This window comes from Sphingomonas sp. NFX23 (genome assembly GCF_049887795.1).
Taxonomy (GTDB): Bacteria; Pseudomonadota; Alphaproteobacteria; order Sphingomonadales; family Sphingomonadaceae; genus Sphingomonas.
Genome location: NZ_JAGEKH010000004.1, coordinates 16220 through 33092, shown reverse-complemented (window position 1 = coordinate 33092; position 16873 = coordinate 16220). Strand labels below are relative to the sequence as shown.

Below are 16873 nucleotides of genomic sequence, written 5' to 3'. Positions count from 1 at the left end.
TTAGCCGTGGGAAGGGGCTATCTTTCGCTTACGAGCCGCGCCGCGCGGAGTCTGGCAGCATGAACTTGATACGGGTCGTCGTGGCGCCGCAACCGAGCCCGCCGTCGGGACGATACGTCTTGGCGTATTTGGCCTTGGTGAAGAACTTGGTGCCCGCTTCCGAGAAGATTAACGGCGGGTAGCTCAACAGTGCGCGCTGGTTGATGACGTTGCCGTCCGCGCCGATGTCGAACTGAACCTGGGTCCACCCTTCGAAACCCCAACGCATTGCTTCCATCGGGAACGCTTCCGATCCCGGCTGGGATACCATCTTCGGTGGTGCATCCATGATCGCGCACTGGTTCGCGGTTAGGCCACTCGACGCGAATGTCGCCCGCGCCGCATCGATCTCGCCGTTGCGCTCCTCGATCGATGCGATGCGGATCAGCGCGCCGACGCGCAGCGGATCGTTCGGCTTCAAGGCTTTGTCGTCCGCCACTTGCCGAAGCGTGACGATCGCCGTGTCGTTCTTCTCCGATTTCCTCGTTCGTGCGACGGCGCCATCGACCATCATCAGCCGGATCGCCGCTCGCGCCTGGGGGTCGTTCGCATAGACGGGTTCCGATACCATCGGCGTCAGCGTCCGTTCGAATACCCCCGGCCGCCAGATGTCGGTCACCGCATCGACGCGACCCGGCAGGTCGAACGTCAGCCGCGCACTAGGCGGTGCATCGTTGGCGACCGCGATCGCCAGCGCCCGCGCAGCCAATGCCGCACGCTCTTCGCGCGCTACCGTAGGATTGTTCGTCAGGCGATAGATTGCGGCGAGCGTACGCAAACCATTAGGCGACTGGGCGTTCGCAGATGCGAGTTCGGCGCGCTGTCCGGCGAGTGCTGCCGCCTGCGAGCCGGTCGGTGCAGGGGCGACCGTGACGCCCTTGCTGGACAGCCACTGTTCCAGGACGTCGTCCAGTCCGTCGTCGATCGACGGCCGCTCGAACGCGGTCGAACAGCGCATCTCGACCCGCACGTGATAGCGATAGAAGGCCGGGATCGCCTGCACCTTTTCGGCAGGCCACGACCAACCCTTGACCGCGCGCGCGAACTCGAGCGCGACCTGGCCGCCGCCCGCGGCATAGATCGGCGCCGCCTGGTCGATCGTGCCGTCGGACGCGATGTTGAATTCGACCACCGCGACGTCCTGCGGCTTGAGACCGGCATCGCCGCCACAATCCGGCGAGCGCATCTCCGCGGCAGGGTCGAACGATCCCTTCACCATGCGTCCGGCACCAGTATAGGCCATGTACCGCCGTGCCTCGTCCGCGTTGCCGCTCAGCAGGTACGCGATCGCGGCATCGGACCGCGCCGATGCGTCCATGATATCAACCTTGTCGGTTTCGAGGCCGCCGAGAAGCCTGATCGCCTGCAACGCGCTGGCGCGGGCGCCGGCGATGTCGCCGGTGTTGAGCTTCAGCAGGGTCCGCTCGCGCGCGAACCGCGCGGCGACGCTCTTCTCGAGCTTCACCGTGCCGACCAACGCGTCGCTGCGTGCCAATGTCGCCGCCGCAGCGGTGGGATCGATGAAGATTTGTGCTGTCACCAGCGACAGCATCGCACCCAGCTTGTCGGCGGTGCTGATCGCGCTCGCCTCCGCCTGCTGGAGCGCGGTCACGGCGCCCGCATAATCGAGCGTATCGGTCGCGACCTGGCCGAGGATGAGGAAGGCGCGTGTCCGGTCTTCTGCAAGACTGGCATCGTCCGCCGGCAGCAAGGCGAGCCCGGCCCGTGCAGCCTTAACCGATTCGTCGGCGCGGTTCAGGGCGAACAATGTCGGTGCCTTGCGGACGAGCACGATGCCGCGGCTGCGTGACCCGGGCTTGGTTCGCGCTTCCAGTTTCTCCCAGGCCGCCAGCGACGCCGCGCGATCGGGTTTCGCATCCAGCGCCGTCGCTGCGTCGAAGTCCTGTTGAATTGTCGTCGTCGACGGCGGCGTCTGCGCGCCAACGGGGACGAGCCCACCCGCCATCGCCAACACGCCTGCACCCACCAGCGCGATCGTCTTGATACGCATCACATTCCCCACGTCGCAGCCCAGCGCTATTTCGCCGCAGTCTGCAATGGTTCGGGGAAGGATGCCAGAGGGTCTGTAAGCCGGGTTCTGTCCATTTCCGATCCTTCGATACGGAAGTTAGGCGACCATTCCTCTAGGACGACGGTTGCCCGTCGCCTCAAGCAATCAACCCGGGTGACAAGCTGAAACGAAGCCCATGTGCCACCCCTATTCGATCTTGCTCCCGGTGGGGTTTGCCGTGCCGCCCCTGTTACCAGGCGCGCGGTGCGCTCTTACCGCACCCTTTCACTCTGACCGCCCCGACCGAAGCCGAGGGTTGGCCGTCTGCTCTCTGTGGCACTTTCCCTGAGGTCACCCTCGCCGGGCGTTACCCGGCACCGTCGTTTCGCGGAGCCCGGACTTTCCTCGCGTGTCCGAAAACACCCGCGGCCGCCCGACCCTCTGGCGAGGCGAGCCCTAGCGCGGGTGCGGGCGATGCACCACCGTTTTTAGCGTGCGCTCCCCGAAGCCAACGCTCCCCCCTCCCTGGAAGGGAGGGGTTGGGGGTGGGTAGGTCAGCTTTGGTCGCAACCGTGCCGTGATGCGGAAACCGACCCACCCCCTGCCCCTCCCTTCCAGGGAGGGGGGAAGGGCGTAACGCGCGCCCCCTCTGTCGCTCACTTCAGGGAGGAGAGACCGTTGTGTTCGTCAGTCGTCGCCCATCGGCTTCGGCAGCAACAGCGCCAGCAGGATGCACCGGCACTCCGCATCGACTTCGCCGTCGACCAGTTCCGGTCGAAATCGCCGCTGGAAGGCCATCGTCGCCGCCATCCGGTTCTCGACGTCGTAGCCGAACCGTTCGAGTGCGAGGCAGAAGCCGCCTTCGGTCCAGCCTGGGTCCATCAAATTCTTGGTCGGCCGCGGCAGCGCCAGGCGACGCCGCGCCAGTTCGTGCCACGGGAACAGCTCACCCGGATCGCGTTTGCGCACCGGAGCGATGTCCGAATGGCCGACGATGTTGCCGCGCGTGATCTCGTGGCGATCCTTGATCTCGGCGACCAGTTGCACGACCGATGCGATCTGCTCGGGCGGGAACGGGCGATACCCGAACTCGTGGCCGGGATTGACGATCTCGATGCCGATACTCGCCGAGTTGACGTCGTCGACGTCGCGCCAGTGCGACTTGCCCGCGTGCCAAGCGCGCTTGTCCTCCGCGACCATGCGCAGGACCGTGCCGTCCTCCTCCACCAGGTAATGCGACGACACCTTCGCCTCGGGATCGCGCAACCGGGCGATCGCCGACGCGCCGTCCTTCATGCCGGTATAGTGCAGCACGATCATCGTGATAGGCAGCGAACGATCGTCGAAATTGGGTGACGGGGTCTCGATGAACTTCAAGCCAGCTTCCCTTCTAGCCGTCGGGCCAGCACCGATGGCGCAGTCTCGATCGCGGCGATCGTGACGTTGCATTGTGACGCCACCGCCCGACCGCATCAATAGCCTACGCGCGTAAGCAGATGCTTCGTGCGGGAGTTGGGCAACGAGCAGATACGTGATTCGGCGCGTCCCTCTTGCCGTCTGCTCCCATCCGCGCGAAAGCCGCTCGCGAAAAGGGAGTTGCCATGTCCGTGATGTCCGACCGCTGGATCCGCGAGCGCGCGCTGGGCGATGCGATGATCGAACCGTTCCACGAAGCGCAGCGTCGCGACGGCTGCATCTCGTACGGGCTGTCGTCCTACGGGTATGACGCACGCGTTGCCGACGAGTTCAAGATTTTCACCAACGTCGACAGCGCAATCGTCGACCCGAAGGACTTCGCGGCAAACAGCTTCGTCGATCGCAAGACCGACGTCTGCATCATCCCGCCGAACAGCTTTGCGCTCGCCCGCACCGTCGAATATTTCCGCGTGCCCCGCGACGTGCTGGTGATCTGCCTCGGCAAGTCGACCTATGCGCGCTGCGGGATCATCGTCAACGTGACGCCGCTGGAGCCGGAATGGGAGGGGCATGTGACGCTGGAATTCTCCAACACCACGCCGTTGCCGGCCAAGATCTATGCGAACGAAGGCGCGTGCCAGTTCCTGTTCCTCAAGGGGAATGAGCCCTGCGAAGTGAGTTATGCGGACCGGGCGGGAAAATATATGGGGCAGCGGGGGGTGACGCTGCCGCGACTTTAGGGCTTCGGCTTTAGGCTCGGAGCGACGCAGGCGGCTACCGCGGACCTTGAGGCAAGAAGCGGATCACACCTCCCCGCACCCGACTTCCCCGGCGGAGGCCTCGGCGTCAGTAGCAGTATCTCGGTCACGGCGCTCACGGTCGATTGACAGCGTCCCCGATTGGGCCCCGGCCTTCGCCGGGGTAGTGCCGTGCTTTTGTTGGTCGTCGATGTTTACGGGCATCGACAACGGTACGATCGCTTTAGGAACCGCGCACCCGCGGACAAAAATGACAAATGTCGTCGGTATGCGACCCAACCGCAGACGGCTCGCCCGCTGCTTAGACGGCACGTCCATACGACGTAGGGTTTTACAGCGAATAGTGGCTCGACGCCCGACAGATACAGATCCTATCTGCCGGCCTCAGTTTGTTTCCCCGCGAAGGCGGGGACCCAGACTGGGCTCCCGCCTTCGCGGGAGAACAAGGTAATAAGCTGGCTTTCAGATCATTCCGCTCTGACGAGCGGCGAGTCGTAATCATCGCACAGTCGTTAGCGAGTTGCGATCTGTTGTGACTGCCGCGCCAAGGCACGACTTGCCAGATCGTGCGACGACGCCACTGCGCCCGATGGCAGGTCCATCGCGACCGCGGGACGGTCCAGCACCGCCGCATACAGAGCTCGAGCCTCCGATTCGCGGCCGGTACGATGGTAGACCGACGCCAGATTGAGCATGAGTTCGGGGCGCTGCGGGAAGATCTTCCGCTCGGCGACGATGCGCTGTTCCGCCGTCGACAGGTCGCCTGCCGCGATCGCGGTGTAGCCGGTGCGATCCGTCGTCGCGGCCTGGTCCGCCAACGCCGGCGTGGCTGCACCCAAGGTTGCTAGAACGAACAGGACGGTCTTGCGCATCATCCATCTCCACTGACCTTCGCGTATCGGAAGGTTTCATTTTTGTGACAACGGTGTGTCACTTCGATGACTGTCATACAAGCACATTGATCAAGTTCGGTTCCGTAAGCGGATTATCTCCTTACGATGCACCACGACGCGTTCCGCCGCTGCCGTTCGTCCGCCGTTCGGCGACGACCGGACGACAAAAAAAGGGCGGCCCCGGAGGACCGCCCTTTGGACTTTCGATACTGTACGCAGGACGTCTTAGAAGGCGTTGCGATACTGCTCGTTGCCAATGAAGCCGAGCTTGGTGATCGCGGACCGCTTGATGACGGCCAGCGTGCGATCGACCACTTCATACTTCGATTCGGGATCGGGCTGGAAGTGGAGTTCGGGCTCTGGCGTCATGCCGGCGGACTGGTCCAGATACTGGCGCAGCGTGACCTCGTCGACCGGCGAACCGTTCCATGCGACCGTACCGGCGGGATCGATCGAGATCTTGTTCTTCTGCGGATCGACCGGGTTCTGCGGCTGGTTCTTGCTGTTGACCGGAAGGTCGACCTTCACCGCGTGCGTCTGAATGGGGATCGTGATGATGAACATGATGAGGAGAACGAGCAGGACGTCGATCAACGGCGTCATGTTCATTTCCATCATCGGCGCGCCATCTTCTTTGCCGCCGCTCATTGCCATCTTATACTACTCCTAAATACGTCCGAGCGATCATCAGCGTTCGGCATCAGCGTTCGCCATCAACGTTCAGTGGTGCCGCCGGGAGGCGGTTCGGAGATGAAGCCGACGCGGGCGAACCCAGCCTGCTGCATCGTGTAGATCGTCGCGCCGATGCAGCGATACGGTGCGTTCACGTCACCGCGGATGTGAGCCTCGGGCAATTCGAGACCAGCCGCGTTGACACCGCCCTGACGTGCGATCTCAGCCTTCAGCTTGTCGACAGCACGCTGCAGCAGCTCTTCGTGAGTTACCGGCGAAAGACCCCAGTACACCTGGCACTGTCCGCCAGCCGACGTTACCGACAGCGAGACGTTCTCAGGCTTGGTCATCGTCGGATCGAACCGAACATCCGGCAGCTTCAGCTGCACAGCCTGGACCGCGACAGTCGTCGTCACCAGGAAGATGATCAGGAGCACGAGCATGACGTCGACCAGCGGCGTCGTATTGATGTCCGATATCGAACTCTCGGTGGAATCGCCACCAACACTCATCGCCATGTGCGAACTATCCTATCCATATAATCGCCACCGGAACCGCCGGCGGCAATGAAGCGGGGCGGCTGCGAACAGCAGCCCCGCCTTTCGCGTCTTAGTTGGCGCGCGGTACGCCACCGGTCTGGCCGGCAGTCGTGGTCGTCGTGGCAGGCTTGGCCGAAACCGGCTTGGCTGCCGTTGCGATCGACGGACGCACTGCGCCGTTCGAGGCAAGGAAGCCGAGCACGTCGTTCGAGAAGGCCGACAGGTCCTCTGCGATCGACTTGTTGCGGCGCTGCAGCCAGTTGTACGACAGAACGGCAGGAACCGCGACAACCAGACCAAGGGCGGTCATGATCAGTGCTTCACCGACCGGCCCTGCGACCTTGTCGATCGATGCCTGACCCGACGCACCGATCTTCACGAGTGCGCGGTAGATGCCGATAACCGTACCGAACAGACCGATGAACGGCGAGACCGAACCGACCGTTGCGAGGAAGGCGAGACCGCCACCCAGCTTCGAGTTGATCGCGGCTTCCGAGCGAGCCAGCGAACCGTGCAGCCAGTCATGCGCCTCGACCGGATCGGTCAGCTTCGAATGCTGATCCTGAGCGGCCAGACCGTCGTCGACGATCTGCTTGTAGGCCGAGTTCTTCTCGAGCTTGGCCGAACCTTCGCGAAGGCTGTTCGACGACCAGAAGGCCTGACGGACGCGCTTGCCCTGGCCGATGATCTTCTGCTGCTCGAACAGCTTCGAGAACAGGATGTAGAACGACACGACCGACATCAGCACGAGAATGCCGAACACGGTCTGCGAAATCAGGCCGCCTTCGCGAAGTGCGGCTTGCAGGCCGTACGGGTTGGCGTCGGCTGCGGCGGGCGCTGCCGCTGCAAGAATGGTGGTGATCATGTTCGCTTAGTCCTCTGACTGAATTTTATCTGGTGCGGTTGACGTAGGATGGATCATTCCTGAGGCAGGACCCACCTGATGTTCAGCTGGTACGACGACCCGACGGCATTGCCGTTCTCGTCCTTGGCAGGCGTGAAACGCACCCTCGCCTTGGAGATCCGGCAGGTCGCATCATCCAGCGTCGTGTTGCCGCTGGACGACGTCACCGAACAGTCGGTCACGCGACCATCCGTACCGATCGTCAGCTTCGCGGAAACGCGACCCTGAGCACCCTCGCGCTGTGCCGACGGCGGATAATTGTCCGCGCCGAAATATTGCCCTGGGTTACCCTTGAGACCAGCAGCCTGCGAGACACGTGGCGTCGGCGGCGGTGCCGGCGGTGCTGGTGGTGCGGGCGGCGACGGCGGTGCCGTCGGCTGGAACCGAGGAATGATGCTCGACGTCGTCAGCGCGGGCGCTGGCTGCGGCGTTACCACGACTGGCGGCGGCGTCACGACCGTGGTCGGTGGCGGCGGCAGGTTTGGCTGGTCGGGTGGCGGCGGCGGGGGCTCGTCGGGCGGAGGCGGCGGCGGTGGCGGCTCCACGTCGAACGTCGTCATCTTTTCCTGGGCCTTTTTCACGTACTGGTACGCGAGGCCAGTGACGAAAGCATAGCCCAAGGCCGCATGGATCAGCGCGACGATCACGATCGCGACGATTTTGCCTCCGGACATCTTTTGGTCAGTATAGGCCATTCAGAAACGACACTCCCTTAATCTGCCTGCTCCGTACGCACGTGCCCGCAATGGGTACGCGGCACATGCGTCTGCCGTTGGCCGGAATAACCACGGGGCAGTGAGCAAGTCCTATCGCCACGTTCTGCGACACGCAAACGCTTTGTCGGACGCAACAAACGTACAACCATAGGATGGCAGAATTATTTCTGTATCGTTCAGCTTGCGTAGCGTAGCCTGAAGACATGAATCTTCTCTTTCACGTTACGGCTTCGGCCCTCTCCGTCATCATCGTGGCAACTCCTATCGGCGCTCAGGAAACCCCGGCTACACCCCGGGTTTTGACCGGCGACGCCGGTGTGGCGCAGGGTGCGGTGCAGCGCGAAGCGGCTGGCGGCATTGGATATTCCGACATCGCCGACCTGGTGCTTTCCGCCCCCGTGATCGCCGACGCGACCGTCCGGTCGACGACCAAGATCAAGCCGGCCGAGGCACCGAATCTCGCGGCGGGTCATGTCAGACTATATGTCGAGGTCGACGTCACCGCGCTGGTCCGCGGCGCCGACGGGCTGCCGCCGCGAATCGGGTATCTGCTCGACGTAATGCCCGACGCAGCCGGCCGGGTGCCTAAATTCAAGAAGGCGCGCGTGCTGATCTTCGCCAGACCAGTGCCCGGCGCCGTGAATCAGGTCCAGCTGGTCGCGCCCGACGCGCAGCTGGATTGGACGCCGTCCGCAGATGCACGCGCACGGAAGATCGCCCGCGATGCACTGGCGAGCGATGCGCCGCCGGTCATCACCGGTATCGGCAACGCGTTTCACGTGCCGGGCGCGCTACCCGGTGAAGGCGAGACCCAGATCTTCCTGACGACCGCGGACCAAAGCCCGGTGTCGCTATCGGTGCTGCGTCGTCCCGGTGAACAGCCACGCTGGGCGGTGGCCTTGAGCGAGATCGTTGATGAATCGGCGGCGCCCCCCACCCCGGAGACGCTGTTGTGGTACCGGCTGAGCTGCGCCTTGCCGCAGACCTTGCCGGACCGGAGCACGGGATCGCTGGAGGCCGCAGATGCGACGATCGCGCGGGAGGATTACGCGTTCGTCCTTGCCGCGCTGGGACCGTGCGGACGGACTCGGAAAAGCTGAACTACCCTCGGAAGCGCGCGGGCTAGCCGACGGCCAGTAATTGTCCGGTAGTGGAGCGCGCCTGCTCGAGAAACGCGACCGCGGCATCTACATCTGCGTGTCGAGCCGCCTCGGCCGGTGCCACCGCATTCACGCGAACCGCGGGCGCCAACTCGATCGCGAGGGGGCCGATCGCCGCCCTCGCTTGCGCCATCGTCAGCGGATCGAGGTTCGCGGGGATCAACACGACCCGCGATTCGCCAATCGCGCCACGAACCAGCGCCGCGATGTCCCCGCCCGGCTCCAGTGTCAGCAGCACGCGATCAGCGGCGATGTCGGACGAGGGTCACGCCGATCGCCTCGTCGGCTTCGGCGATCGCGAGCTTTACGATCTTGACCTGCACCCGCAGGACGCGCGCATCCTGCAGGAACAACGTCTCGCAGATATGATCCGCAACGCCCTCGATCAGCGTGAAATGCACGCCGGCCGGCAGCGCGGTGGTCGCGGCGTTCTTCAAATCGAGATAGTTCTTGGATGCCGACAACGGCGTATCCGGCGCGAAGTGTCTCGGGCAGACCATGTCCACGGTCAAAGAAATCCGCAGCGGCTGCGGCAGGTGCGTCTCCTCCGAATAGATGCCGGTCAGGACCTGCACTTCGAGATCGTGGACTTCGAGTTGGAGACTGTCTTCCATCTGCGCGCCTCTAGCAGACGCACCGCGAGATGAAAGTCACACCGTTCGAGCGCCGGGTCGTCCGAGCGTCGATCCGGTTATCCTTGCGTTCAGCGTCGCCAAGGCTAAAGCGCGCTGCCCTTCCCGCGTGTACGCGGCGCAGTCCGGGCCGGAGATGCCGTTGATCACTCTCGTTCCCCTGGCCAGCATCAACCCGACAGCGGTCGAGATGCTGCTCGATGCCGCTTTCGGCCCGGATCGGTTCACGCGAACCGCGTACACGATCCGCGGTGGCACGAAGCCGGTCGCCGCGCTCAGCTTCGCCGCGGTCGAGGATGGCGTGCTGGTTGGCTCGATCCAGTGCTGGCCGATTGCGCTGGTCGACGACGACAGACTGTTTCCGCTGATCATGGTCGGCCCGGTCGCCGTGGTACCCGACCATCAGGGCGACGGCATCGGTCGTCGCCTGATGACGCAGGCGCTCGACGCGGCTGCCGTCACGGGACTCGACGATGCGCTCATGCTGATCGGCGACCCCGACTATTACGGCCGGTTCTTCGGCTTCTCCGCCGAGCGCACGGCAGGCTGGGCCGCCCCCGGCCCGGTCGAGCGCCACCGCCTGCTCGCGCGCGGCGATGCCGTGCCGGACAGCACCGGCATGCTAGGCCCCCGCGTTGCCGAGACCATGCCGGTCGCCGCATCCGCATAAGCCACCGCTTTACCTCGGCCCCCTGCCCGCCTAGTCCGCCGCCATGCCCATGGACCCCATCCCTGATATCGCATCGCTCAGTCTCGCCGAGATCGCCAAGCTCGTCGAAGAGGCCAAGCTCCCGCCGGTCGAGAAATGGAACCCGACACACTGCGGCGACAGCGAGATGCGGATCGCGCGCGACGGCACCTGGTATCACCAGGGCTCGCCGATCGGTCGCCCGGCGATGGTCCGGCTGTTCTCGACGATCCTGCGCCGTGAGCCCGATGGCAGCCACGTCCTCGTCACGCCCGTCGAAAAGCTCGATATCGAGGTCGAGGACGCGCCGTTCATCGCGGTGGAGATGAAGGCCGAGGGCAGCGGTCGCGATTCGAAGCTCGCCTTCCGGCTCAATACCGGCGACCTCGTTACCGCAGGCCCCGAGCATCCGCTGCGCTTCGTCGAGGACACGACCGACGGAGATGGCGGTCCGCGCCCCTACCTCGCCGTCCGCGGCGGGATGGAGGCGCTGGTCGTCCGCTCGGTCTATTACGAACTCGCCGAGCGCGCGATCGCCGACAACGCGACTCCCACCGGCCTGTGGAGCGATGGCGCGTTCTTCCCGCTGGAGCCCGCTGCATGAGCCTGACGGAACGGATGACCGCGGCGCTGGCGAAGGGCGCCGGGTCGCACATGATCCTGCTCACCGGCGACCAGCATGACGGCGATCTCACCGCCGCCGACACGTTGCTTCCCGCCGCTGTGCTGATCGCGGTGACCGACCGCGCCGATCCGGGCGTGATCCTGACGCAGCGCACCGACACGATGAGCCGCCACCCCGGCCAGATCGCGTTTCCCGGCGGCCGGATCGATCCCGGCGAGGACGTCGTTACCGCGGCGCTGCGCGAGGCCGAGGAGGAAATCGCCCTCCCTCGCGACAAGGTCCAGGTGATCGGCGAGGCCGACAGCTACCGCACCGTCACCGGGTTCCAGGTGACGCCGGTGATCGGCATCATCCCGCCCGACCTGGTCTTCACCCCGAGCGAAGCGGAAGTCGCCAGCGTCTTCGAAGTCCCGCTCGCGTTCCTGCTCGACGAGGCGAACCATGTCGAGGCGACGCTCGAATGGCAGGGCCACGACCGGCATTATTACGAGATCATGTGGAACGAGCGGCGCATCTGGGGTGCGACTGCGGCGATGATCGTCAACCTCGCACGCCGCCTGAGGTGGTCATGATACTCCCGGCGGCGGCGTGGCGAGACCGTGACGGCCTCGAAGCACTGACCAACGTTCTCGGCGCGGCGGAGGGCGAGTCGCGCTTCGTCGGCGGTGCGGTGCGCGATACGCTGCTTGGCATCGACGTCGCCGATGTCGACATTGCCACGCGCTTGCCCCCGCAGGAGGTGATCGAGCGACTCCAGGATGCGCGGATCAAGGCGGTTCCGACCGGTCTCGCACACGGAACGATCACTGCCGTCACCCCCGCAGGTCCGGTCGAGGTGACGACGCTGCGCCGCGACGTCTCGACCGACGGCCGCCACGCGATCATCGCCTATACCGACGACTGGCGCGAGGATGCTGCGCGGCGCGACTTCACGATGAACGCGCTCTACGCCGATCCCGCGACCGGCGAGATCTTCGATTATTTCGGCGGCCTCGACGACCTCGCGGCGCGGCGCGTGCGCTTCATCGGCGACCCGTTGCAGCGGATCGCCGAGGATCACCTCCGCATCCTCCGCTTCTTTCGCTTCCACGCGCGGTTTGGCAGCATGATCGACCAAGCCGGGCTCGACGCCTGCACCACGCGCGCGAACGACCTGATGGCGCTGTCCCGCGAACGCGTGGCGAGCGAAGTGCTGAAACTACTGGTCGCTGCCAACGCCGTGCCCGTCGTCACGCTGATGGTCGAACGCGGCATCTTCCGGGCGGTATTGCCCGAGATAGACACCGAAGGGGCAGCACGTCTGGCGCTGCTCGCCGACCGCGAAACGGCGGCGGGCATCGTGCCGGATCCGATCCGCCGCCTTGCCGTGGCGATCGCGCCTGCCGCCGCTGAAGCCGTTGGTGCGAGGCTGAAGCTGTCGAACGTCGACCGCAAGCGCCTCATGGCTGCCACTGCGGGACCCGGTGAGGAAGGCCCGCTCGCCTTGGCCTATCGCGTCGGCGTGGCCGGTGCAGTCGACCGTCTGCTCATCGCTGGCGAAGACGTGTCCGCAATCAAGAACTGGACGCCGCCTGCGTTCCCGTTCTCCGGCGGGGCTCTGGTCGAGCGCGGACTTCGCAAGGGGCCGGACGTGGCTGCAATGCTGCGCCGAGTCGAGACGCAGTGGATCTCGGAAGGGTTTCCGCGCGCCGAGCGCGTGGCGGTCATCGCCGACGGACTGGTGGCGGAGGTTTCCGCCTAACCCGTTTTGAGCCGGCGTGGGCGCCAGTCAGTTCGTAGCAGTTATAGAGTTGATCATCGCATACGCCGCATCCGGCTCCAGCGGTCGTGCATAGAAATAACCCTGCCCGTACGTGCAGCCCAGCGCCGCGAGCGTCTGGGAGAGTTCATGCGTCTCGACCCCCTCGGCCGTCGTCCGCATCCCCAGTGCCTGCGCGAGACTGAGGATAGCGCGGACGATCGACACCTTGTCGCGGTCCGCCAGCATGCCCGTCACGAAGCTTCGGTCGATCTTGAGGATGTCGATCGGCAGCTTCTGGAGATAGGCGAGGTTCGAATATCCGGTGCCAAAATCGTCCATCGCCAGGTTCGTCCCGAGCGCCTTCAGCGCGTGCATCGTCCCGGCGATCCGGTCGGGATCCGAGACGATCGCGCTCTCGGTCAGTTCGAGCGTGAACCGATCTCCCGACAGCCCCGTCGAGTCCAGCGCCGCCTGCAGCACCGGGGCGATCGCATCGCGCTGCAGCTGGATCGCCGACAGGTTGACGGCGAGCCTCACGCCGCACGGTCCGCCGTTCGCCGCGTCCCAGCGCGCAAGCGTCTGCGCCGCTTCCTCGATCGCCCATCGCCCCAGCGGCACGATCAACCCCGATTCCTCGGCGACCGCGATGAATTCGGTAGGCGAATGTTCGTGGCCATCCTTGTCGGTCCAACGCGCCAGCGCTTCGAACGACACGATCCGGCCGGTCGCCAGGTCGCAGATCGGCTGATACGCCAGCCGCAGGTCGCGGTGCTCGATAGCCCGGCGGAGCGCGGTCTCCATACCGAATTGCGCGCGGGCGATCGCGAAATCCTGGACCTGGTAGAACTCGGCGCGACCACTCACCTTGGCGCGTTTGACCGCGAACTGCGCGTGGCGGACCAGATCGACATTGTCGCCGGACTCATCGGCACCAAAGGCGATACCGACCGAGCACTCGACGTTGATCTCGTAATCGGTCAACCGGAACGGCGTTTGCAACGTCCGGTGGATCCGCTCGGCAAGCGCCTGCGCCTCCTCACGATCCTGATCGATCGATATCAGGATACCGAATTGATTCCCTCCGATCCGCGCCAGCGTGTCGCGCGCGCGCAACGCACCCTTGATCCGACGCGCCACCGTGATGAGCAATTCGTCTCCCGCCAACGAGCCAAGGCACGAGTTCAGCCGGCCGAACCGATCGAGGTCGATCGCAAGCACGGCCCTGACCGTATGGTCTTCGAGCTCCTCGATCAGGTCCGCGAACCCTTCCCGGTTCAACAATCCCGTCAGGCTGTCAGTCGTCATCTCGCGACGCAGACTGCGCTCGGTCTGGACCTGCGACGTCAGGTCGATGAAACTGATCGTACACCGTTCCCGGAATATGGGATCGGATCGTGCAATCGTGACGCGGTAATGGCGGCAGTCGATCTCGTCGCCCAGGACCCAATCGAAGTCGGACCTGATCTGCTCCGACCCGAGAAACGCCCGTATCCGGTCGCCGAGCTCGGCGATCATCGGCGATCGTTCCGCAACGACGCCGAACCCCGCCAGACGATACGCGCGATTCATCGCGAACAGCTCGAGTTGCCCCGCGTTCAGGACGATATGAACCGCGGGGATCGGCACGAGTTCAAGCCCGCGTGCGACCATATCACTCGTCACGATCGGCTTTGCAGTCTGTTCGAGGGCGGTCGATGGCATGCTCCCCGGTACCGCGGGTTCGTTAAGAGGCTCTGAAGGACCCTGAATGGGGCCTTTCTCATCCATTATCCGAACCGATTATCGCGCGGAAACCCCGTGGGCGGCATCCGCCCGGCGGCTCCGCGGGCAGCGCGCCAAGGGCCAAGGTCCGATTCGGTCCGAGTGCGGCCGGTGCCGCCGCCCATCGCCCAGCTGAGGCCCTCGGCAAAGACGAACGTGATCGCGTCGGCGAGTCCGCCGTCGCGGTAGCGCTGCAACTGGAGCCCCTGCCCGCGCGTCATTTCGACCAGCTCGGCGAGCGGGAACACCAACATCTTCCGATTGTCGCCGATCGCCGCGACGTAATCGTCATTGGGGCCGATCGGCCGGACGATCTTCAACTGTGCACCCGGTCGCGGCGTCATTACTGTCTTGCCCTTGCGGGTTTCGGCGATCACTTCGGCGCTGCTCACCGAGAAGCCGCGGCCATCGGTTGCGACGACCAGCAGTTTCGGATGCTTGCTCGCGGGCAGCAACGCGACGATCCCGACGCTGCCGTCGAGATCGATCATCGCCCGCACCGGCTCGCCGAACCCGCGTCCGCCCGGCAGCTTGTCCGCCGCCAGTGTGTAGAACCGCCCGTTCTCCGCCGCGAGCAACAGCTTGTCGGTGGTCTGCGCGTGGAACGCATAGGCCGGGCCGTCACCCTCCTTGAACTTCAACGCCTCCGGGCTCGCCAGATCATTGTGCCCCTTCATCGCGCGGATCCAGCCGCGCTGCGACAGGATCACGGTGATCGGCTCGCGCTCGATCATCGCCTCGAGCGGGATGTCACGGGTCGGCGCGTGCTCCTCGATCGTCGTGCGTCGTTTGCCGAGAGGGGTCTCAAGCCCGTATCGATCGCGGATCTTCGCCATGTCGCGCTTCATCCGCGCACGCTGCTTCTTCGGGTCGGCGAGCAACGCCGCCAGCGTCGCCTGCTCCTTGTCGAGCTTGTCGCGCTCGGTCTTGATCTCGAACTCTTCGAGCCGGCGCAACGACCGCAGCCGCATGTTGAGGATCGCCTCGGCCTGGCGATCGGTCAGCCCGAACTCGGCGATCATCACCTTCTTCGGTTCATCCTCGGTACGGATGATCTCGATCACGCGGTCGAGATTGAGGTACGCGATCAGATAGCCGTCGAGCAGCTCGACCCGGTCGGCGATCTTGGCCAGCCGGTGCTCGGTCCGCCTGCGCAACACGACGAACTGGTGATCGACCCACGCCGCCAGCGCCTCGCGCAAGCTCATCACGCGCGGCGTGCGATCCTTGTCGAGCACGTTGAGGTTGAGGCTGATCCGCGTCTCGAGATCGGTCAGCCGGAACAGCCCGTCCATCAGGATCTGCGGATCGACCGTGCGGCTGCGCGGCTCGAGCACGATCCGGATCTCGGTATCCGATTCGTCGCGCACGTCGGCGAGGATCGGCAGACGCTTGGCGTTGATGAGGTCGGCGATCTGCTCGATCAGCTTGCCCTTCTGCACGCCGTACGGGATCTCGGTGACGATCAGCTGCCAGCCGCCACCCTTCTCGCGCTCGGTCTCCCAGCGCGCACGGACGCGGAATCCGCCACGCCCGGTCGCGTAGGATTCGCGGATCACGGCAGGTGGATCGACCACTAACCCGCCGGTGGGGAAGTCTGGCCCCTTCACATGCTGCAGGATCGCCGCATCGTCCGCGTCGGGCGTATCGATCAGGACGATCGCCGCCTCCAGCAACTCGGCGGCGTTGTGCGGCGGGATGCTCGTCGCCATGCCGACCGCGATCCCGCTCGCGCCGTTCGCCAGCAGGTTCGGGAACAGCCCGGGGAACAGTTCTGGCTCGTGATCTTCGCCATTATAGGTCGGGCGATACGCGACCGCGTCCTCGTCGAGCCCGTCCATCAGGTCGATCGCGACTTGAGTCAGCCGCGCCTCGGTATACCGGTAGGCGGCTGCGTTATCGCCGTCGATGTTGCCGAAATTGCCCTGCCCGTCGACCAGCGGATAGCGCATCGCGAACGACTGCGCCAAACGCACCATCGCGTCGTAGACCGACTGATCGCCGTGGGGATGGTATTTGCCGATGACGTCGCCGACGACACGCGCGCACTTCTTGTAGCCCTGCGCCGGATCGAGCTTGAGCAGCCGCATCGCCCACAGTAGCCGCCGATGTACCGGCTTCATCCCGTCGCGCACGTCGGGCAGCGACCGCGCGGTGATCGTCGACAAGGCATAGACGAGATACCGCTCGGACAGCGCGCTATCGAAGGGGGCGTCGACGATGGAGTCGAACGGATCTTTGAAATCGGTGGCCATTGCGCGCAGCGATAGCAGCCGGGAACGAAACGATCAAAGCATGAACGTACCAAGCGGCCTGCG

Annotated in this window: 17 protein-coding genes and 1 other RNA gene; 6 read left to right on the top strand and 12 right to left on the bottom strand. The window is 64.9% G+C overall.

The features are described from left to right. Positions 1-28: 28 nt before the first annotated feature. The 3 genes from J4O76_RS11125 to J4O76_RS11115 all read right to left on the bottom strand — a co-directional run bounded on the left by J4O76_RS11125 (position 29) and on the right by J4O76_RS11115 (position 3370). Positions 29-2050 carry an energy transducer TonB gene (locus tag J4O76_RS11125; RefSeq protein ID WP_426282430.1) on the bottom strand — a complete coding sequence of 674 codons (2022 nt, stop codon included), beginning with the start codon at positions 2048-2050 and terminating at the stop codon, positions 29-31. Between the two features lie 60 nt (positions 2051-2110). Beyond that, positions 2111-2495, bottom strand: an RNA gene (gene rnpB, locus J4O76_RS11120) — RNase P RNA component class A. Between the two features lie 242 nt (positions 2496-2737). Further along, positions 2738-3370 (bottom strand): N-acetylmuramoyl-L-alanine amidase, encoded by a 633-nt coding sequence (locus tag J4O76_RS11115; RefSeq protein ID WP_426282429.1) that lies wholly within the window; start codon positions 3368-3370, stop codon positions 2738-2740. Positions 3371-3651: 281 nt separating this feature from the next. Here J4O76_RS11115 and dcd point away from each other — a divergent pair, with 281 nt between their 5' ends. Next, positions 3652-4206 carry a dCTP deaminase gene (gene dcd, locus J4O76_RS11110; protein WP_055878967.1) on the top strand — a complete coding sequence of 185 codons (555 nt, stop codon included), beginning with the start codon at positions 3652-3654 and terminating at the stop codon, positions 4204-4206. A 530-nt stretch (positions 4207-4736) separates the two neighbouring features. Here dcd and J4O76_RS11105 read toward each other — a convergent pair. The 5 genes from J4O76_RS11105 to J4O76_RS11085 all read right to left on the bottom strand — a co-directional run bounded on the left by J4O76_RS11105 (position 4737) and on the right by J4O76_RS11085 (position 7927). Next, a complete protein-coding gene (locus J4O76_RS11105; RefSeq protein WP_426281889.1) occupies positions 4737-5099 on the bottom strand; it encodes a tetratricopeptide repeat protein in 363 nt (120 codons plus the stop codon). Between the two features lie 243 nt (positions 5100-5342). Then, positions 5343-5771, bottom strand: coding sequence for an ExbD/TolR family protein (locus J4O76_RS11100; RefSeq protein WP_056058196.1), 429 nt, complete (start codon positions 5769-5771; stop codon positions 5343-5345). A gap of 59 nt (positions 5772-5830) precedes the next feature. Continuing rightward, positions 5831-6307, bottom strand: coding sequence for an ExbD/TolR family protein (locus tag J4O76_RS11095; protein WP_056058193.1), 477 nt, complete (start codon positions 6305-6307; stop codon positions 5831-5833). A 91-nt stretch (positions 6308-6398) separates the two neighbouring features. Next, entirely contained in the window at positions 6399-7193 is a 795-nt protein-coding gene (locus J4O76_RS11090) for a MotA/TolQ/ExbB proton channel family protein (RefSeq protein WP_056058190.1), read from the bottom strand. A gap of 53 nt (positions 7194-7246) precedes the next feature. After that, positions 7247-7927 carry an energy transducer TonB gene (locus tag J4O76_RS11085; RefSeq protein ID WP_056058187.1) on the bottom strand — a complete coding sequence of 227 codons (681 nt, stop codon included), beginning with the start codon at positions 7925-7927 and terminating at the stop codon, positions 7247-7249. A gap of 320 nt (positions 7928-8247) precedes the next feature. On the opposite strand from J4O76_RS11085, the gene J4O76_RS11080 reads away from it, so the two are divergent. Next, positions 8248-9048, top strand: a complete 801-nt coding sequence (locus J4O76_RS11080; protein WP_426281887.1) for a hypothetical protein — start codon at positions 8248-8250, stop codon at positions 9046-9048. A 22-nt stretch (positions 9049-9070) separates the two neighbouring features. On the opposite strand, the gene J4O76_RS11075 is transcribed toward J4O76_RS11080, so the two are convergent. Next, the gene (locus tag J4O76_RS11075; protein ID WP_426281886.1) at positions 9071-9346 is read right to left on the bottom strand and encodes a Rossmann fold domain-containing protein; all 276 of its coding nucleotides are present in this window, start codon (positions 9344-9346) and stop codon (positions 9071-9073) included. 4 nt (positions 9347-9350) lie between these two features. After that, complete coding sequence (locus tag J4O76_RS11070; RefSeq protein ID WP_107954904.1) at positions 9351-9722, bottom strand: dihydroneopterin aldolase; 372 nt, start codon at positions 9720-9722, stop codon at positions 9351-9353. A gap of 160 nt (positions 9723-9882) precedes the next feature. Between J4O76_RS11070 and J4O76_RS11065 the strand changes: the two genes are divergently transcribed. The 4 genes from J4O76_RS11065 to J4O76_RS11050 are packed head-to-tail and all read left to right on the top strand — an operon-like array spanning position 9883 to position 12794. Then, positions 9883-10410: a GNAT family N-acetyltransferase gene (locus J4O76_RS11065; protein WP_426281885.1), complete on the top strand. Its 528-nt coding sequence runs from the start codon at positions 9883-9885 to the stop codon at positions 10408-10410. Between the two features lie 43 nt (positions 10411-10453). After that, positions 10454-11032, top strand: coding sequence for a DUF1285 domain-containing protein (locus tag J4O76_RS11060; protein ID WP_426281884.1), 579 nt, complete (start codon positions 10454-10456; stop codon positions 11030-11032). After that, a complete protein-coding gene (locus tag J4O76_RS11055; protein ID WP_136190440.1) occupies positions 11029-11625 on the top strand; it encodes a CoA pyrophosphatase in 597 nt (198 codons plus the stop codon). Before J4O76_RS11060 ends, J4O76_RS11055 begins: the two co-directional genes overlap by 4 nt. After that, entirely contained in the window at positions 11622-12794 is a 1173-nt protein-coding gene (locus J4O76_RS11050) for a CCA tRNA nucleotidyltransferase (RefSeq protein WP_426281883.1), read from the top strand. Before J4O76_RS11055 ends, J4O76_RS11050 begins: the two co-directional genes overlap by 4 nt. Before the next feature lie 27 nt (positions 12795-12821). On the opposite strand, the gene J4O76_RS11045 is transcribed toward J4O76_RS11050, so the two are convergent. Beyond that, positions 12822-14495 (bottom strand): putative bifunctional diguanylate cyclase/phosphodiesterase, encoded by a 1674-nt coding sequence (locus tag J4O76_RS11045; protein ID WP_426281882.1) that lies wholly within the window; start codon positions 14493-14495, stop codon positions 12822-12824. A gap of 65 nt (positions 14496-14560) precedes the next feature. Continuing rightward, positions 14561-16810 carry a DNA topoisomerase IV subunit A gene (gene parC / locus J4O76_RS11040; protein WP_426281881.1) on the bottom strand — a complete coding sequence of 750 codons (2250 nt, stop codon included), beginning with the start codon at positions 16808-16810 and terminating at the stop codon, positions 14561-14563. Between the last annotated feature and the right edge of the window lie 63 nt (positions 16811-16873).